The sequence below is a fragment of the Corallococcus sp. 4LFB genome, from assembly GCF_046520365.1.
GTDB lineage: Bacteria > Myxococcota > Myxococcia > Myxococcales > Myxococcaceae > Corallococcus > Corallococcus caeni.
Genome location: NZ_JBKGHJ010000950.1, coordinates 1 through 1,580, shown reverse-complemented (window position 1 = coordinate 1,580; position 1,580 = coordinate 1). Strand labels below are relative to the sequence as shown.

General features: G+C 69.6%; 2 pseudogenes. Both read left to right on the top strand.

Annotated elements, in window-relative coordinates:
- Positions 1–673 (top strand): annotated as a pseudogene (locus ACLEQD_RS43085) (protein kinase); the annotation flags it as partial.
- A 468-nt stretch (positions 674–1,141) separates the two neighbouring features.
- Positions 1,142–1,580, top strand: a pseudogene (locus ACLEQD_RS43080) (hypothetical protein); the annotation flags it as partial.

Here is a 1,580-nt window from a genome sequence, read left to right as displayed (position 1 = left end):
GACGGGTTCGCGCATGGGGATGGCCCCGCCCCGGGGGTCCACCCCGGCGGGAGCGCAGGCCGCGCCGCGTGGGACGTCCAACGCGAACAGCCCGGCGCCGGTGGCCGCGAACCGGGCCCGGCCCCCTGCCCCCCGCCAGGTGGAGCCGGAGCTTCCGCCCAAGGGCATGTCTGGGGGGATGAAGGCGGCGATCATCGGCGTGCCGTTGCTGCTGATTGGCGCGGGCGTGGCGGTGGTGATGACGCGCGGAGGGGGTGAGACGACGCCGACGCAGGCCCCCGTGGCGATGACGCCTCCGAGAGCGCCTGTCGAAGCGCCGCCCGCGCGGGTGCAGGAGCCGGCAGCGACGCCTCCTCCGGCGGCGCTGCCGCAGGACGTGACGGTGGAGTTCACCTCCACGCCGTCCGGCGCGGCCATCTTCGACGGGGAGGCACAGATTGGCACCACGCCCACGAAGCTGATGCTTCCGCGTGAGAAGACCTCCGTGCTGCGCTTCAAGCTCGCGGGGCACCAGGACGCGGAGAAGACGCTGGACTACAGCCGGCTCGCGGACACGTCGGAGCAGCACGTGAGCGTGCGCCTGGATCCCGTGCGCGCCGCGCCGCCGTCCCGGCCCTCGAAGCCGTCGAAGCCCTCCGGGGGGAACGACCCGGGCATCGGCGTGTTCGAGTAGGACGAGGGTTCGATTCCCTCCGCCGCCATCCCGAGAAGCCCAGCAATCTTAAAGGGTTGCTGGGTTTTTCTTTGTCCTCGTTTTCTTCATGTGCCCTCCGTGTGCCCCCCTGGCGGACCTGGCCCAGAGCCGGTGAGCGTCAAGGTAGGTTACGAGAAGAAGCACCGTGCTGCCGCTTGAGGGTGAAAGCGCGGAACGCTCTGCTGAACCGGGCAACTTCACTCATGCACCGGCAGGCACTACGGCCCCGACGTAGTGCTCGGCATGGACCCTGGCCGCCGCTACGCACCTTGCAGATGCCACGTCCTGAGGTGGCGTTCGGGGCGGCCCGATCCGCTGGGTTCTGGTCGTGGCCCGCTTCGCCCTGGAGGATGAAACTCTTTCCTGCTGGGGGGCTTGATGAGGGTACACCGCGCTGTCGCGCTAATCCTGCTGGCTTGGCTGACAGGCTGTGCCTCTGGACGCGTGGTGCGCTTGGAAACGGGCAAGGGGCCGCCAGTCGTCTTCACGTCTCACAAGGACGAAGCCGGACCGGTGGAGGTGGAACGGCGCGAGTTCAAAGCGGCCGTGGCGAGGCTGGCGCGGGGCGTGAGGCTCCCGGCCAATCCCGAGCAGGCCGCGCGGCGCCTGATGGGCGTGGACGCCCGAGGCGGCACCTACCTCTTCGATCCGCGCACCCGGCGGATGACGCCCCTGGAGGGGGCTGCGCTGGCCTCCGACATGCCGCCGACGGAGGTGGAGTTGACGCGGGCATATCTGCGTTGGTGCGAGCGCACCGGGCGCAGCGGCGACTGTCTGCGATTGCTGGCGGACAGTCCCACCGTCACCGGAGACGGGCGCTATGCGCTGGCCATGGCCATGGCTCAAGGTGTTGTCCTGGAAGAGATGCTGGATGCCTTCAAAGGCA